2 protein-coding genes and 1 pseudogene are annotated in these 2,574 nt (G+C 49.8%); 2 read left to right on the top strand and 1 reads right to left on the bottom strand.

What is annotated here, in order from left to right; all coding sequences use genetic code 11:
* Positions 1–332 precede the first annotated feature (332 nt).
* Both C3418_RS24250 and C3418_RS23265 read left to right on the top strand, forming a co-directional pair.
* The gene (locus tag C3418_RS24250) at positions 333–515 is read left to right on the top strand and encodes a hypothetical protein (RefSeq protein ID WP_146054155.1); all 183 of its coding nucleotides are present in this window, start codon (positions 333–335) and stop codon (positions 513–515) included.
* Positions 512–2,008 carry a helicase RepA family protein gene (locus tag C3418_RS23265; RefSeq protein WP_219812710.1) on the top strand — a complete coding sequence of 499 codons (1,497 nt, stop codon included), beginning with the start codon at positions 512–514 and terminating at the stop codon, positions 2,006–2,008. The genes C3418_RS24250 and C3418_RS23265 overlap by 4 nt, the downstream gene beginning before the upstream one ends.
* A gap of 393 nt (positions 2,009–2,401) precedes the next feature.
* On the opposite strand, the pseudogene C3418_RS23260 reads toward C3418_RS23265, so the two are convergent.
* Positions 2,402–2,574, bottom strand: a pseudogene (locus tag C3418_RS23260) (IS1595 family transposase); the annotation flags it as partial.

Here is a 2,574-nt window from a genome sequence, read left to right as displayed (position 1 = left end):
GGGTGGTAGGATAGGCATCAACTCAGTCCTTTGGGTGTGGCTTGTTTTGTTTGGCGACTAATGAGATCGCACAAACTGGACTGAGTTCCCTTCCTCCAGTGATCTACTATTCGGAACAGCTATTTAGCTGGTGCGTTACCTGAACAGCAGGCAACGGATTAGTAAGTCGATATAAAACCAACTACGGCAAGGCATTGAAAGAATGCAGTGCAACGCTACATGGAATCCCAAAGAAAATGCCCCAAGACGCGAATCAAGAGGCATAGAAATCTAACGACTGGCCCGACAGTTTGGCGACCAAAGGCCAGTCAAAGACAAGGAAATCATAGCCCATGAGTGACCAAGAACCAATCAAAAATCGGTTCGTGCTGGATGTGATGGCTGCTAATAAATCCCGAGTAGCCCATCACAGGCCCTACGCCATTCCACCTATCAAGCAAGATCGGAAAGCTGCAATCATAGTGGCATGCGAATATTTTGGATTAGGAGTGTATACCAATGGGGGCTTGGAATGACCGCCGCGACAGATGCCCCATCCAAGACAGTGGATAGATCATTCCTTCGCTTTGCCGATCTTACTGATCATCGAGTTATTGTCCTACACACAGGAGAGCTGGCGAATCGCGATGCCAATGTGAGGGCGACCTTGCAACGTGTTCACAATGAAGTTTTGTTAGCAGATAACCCGATAGATCCAGAAGTGGAACCAGAACAGACGCTATTTGTCAGCACGGGCCAGCTTGGCGAAATAATCAAGATATACAAGGTTGCTGATTCGGACTCAACAAAGCGAATCATCGTGCATCAAAAAGGGGCATTGGCCGTCGATAAGGCGAAGCGGTTGATTTGCGAGCTACGCAAACAGGCTCCGAGCGCTGAGATCTATTTGGGGAGGCATGGTAATAATGCGCAGCCGTGGGGCTTGGTGGATGTGGTCGATCTAGAGCAAAGTATCCAGCAATCAGAAGAGCGAATGACTACGCGATTGCCATTAGTGAGGGGGTTCACTGGCTTTGATGCCCAAGCCAGCTACCTGATCAAGGGTTACCTACCCGCACAGTGCGCGGCCTCAATCTATGGCCCTAGTGGCTCGTTTAAATCATTTCTGGCTGTGTCGTGGGCTTGCCATATCGCCACTGGCAAGCCTTGGAATGGATGCAAGGTTGAGCATGGCGCAGTGCTCTATGTCGTCGGCGAAGGGGGCGTTGGTGTCCCTCGACGAATCCGTGCGTGGACTGACGAATACAACGGCTGTCAGGACGTTCCAAACGTCTATCGCGTAGATATGCCCGTTTTTATGGCTGACCCGCTACAAGTGGCAGAACTTAAGATTGCAGCCGCACAGGTGAGGCAGGAAACCGGATTGCCCGTAAAGTTAATCGTGATCGACACTGTAGCCCGTTGCTTTGGTGGTGCGGATGAGAACCGAGCGGCTGACATGGGCGCTTTCATTGCTGGTTGCGATACCGTTAAGGCCGACACGGGCGCGACGATGTTGATGGTTCATCACACCGGAAAGGACGTTGCTAACGGGGCCCGTGGTAGCAGCGCATTTAAGGCCGCGCTTGATGCTGAGTTCTTTGTTAGTCGTGAAGGTGATAGAGCGCAGAGCATGATTCTACGCGCTACCAAAATGAAGGATGGGGAGCCACCGCAGGATCTGGCCTTTGACCTGAAGAGTCGCATTGTCACGTATGATGATGAGGGGGACGAGGTAACATCATTGGTTGTCCATGACATTGGCAGGGAGCCGCAAGATCCAGAAGCTGACGGCCTGAGCCCGACATCAAAGGCGCTATTTCAGGCGGTGAAGAAAGCCTCTGGCGAAGACGGAACAACCACGAAAGACAAGGTGAGAAAGGTGTTTCAGGACATGTTTGTTGACGGCAAAAAGCCAAACATGAGCAATTTTGCACGATACCTAAAAACGCTGGACGGTCATGGTCTGATAACTATTTCCGGTGACGAGGTGAGGTTGGTAACACTGGACGATGCAATTGACGAATAGCTGACGAGTCGTGACTAGATGGGTTGAAGATAGCCTACTCGTCGTCATGGAGGTTGCCTAGACGACGAGCTTGACGACGAGTTGACAGAATACCTCTGTAACCCGCATGGCATAAGGATTTGCGGGTTTTTTGCTATTTTTGGCCTGACGAGCTGCTCGTCATTGGGTCTTTGACGAATAGTTGACGAGTTCATGACGAGAGAGCGACAGGGCATTACTCATATCACGGCTGTTGCATAGGTGACGAGCTTGATGATGAGCCATTGTGTGCTTAGTACTGTATGAGTCATGGCAATCTGATAATGTTATCGGGTTCATTGTGTATTTTTTAACAAGGATTATGTATGAATTTTAAACTTGGACTCTTAGCAATTCCCTTTTTTGTTTTCCTGATTACCCATGACCCTCAGCCAGCTTCAAGAGCCGATATGGCATCGGAGGGCTTGCCACGACTGCATGCCCCAATTCAACAAACATACTCTTGAGGTCAAAACGATGATTAAACCGGAAGCAGTATTCAGCAAGATGCCTTGGTAAATGCTTCGCTCCGAGCTTATGACAACTGC

The sequence above is a fragment of the Aeromonas sp. ASNIH8 genome, assembly GCF_002919855.1.
GTDB classification, from domain to species: Bacteria; Pseudomonadota; Gammaproteobacteria; order Enterobacterales; family Aeromonadaceae; genus Aeromonas; species Aeromonas caviae.
The sequence above is the reverse complement of the archived record's forward strand: the minus strand, read 5'-3'. Positions and strand labels throughout refer to the sequence as shown.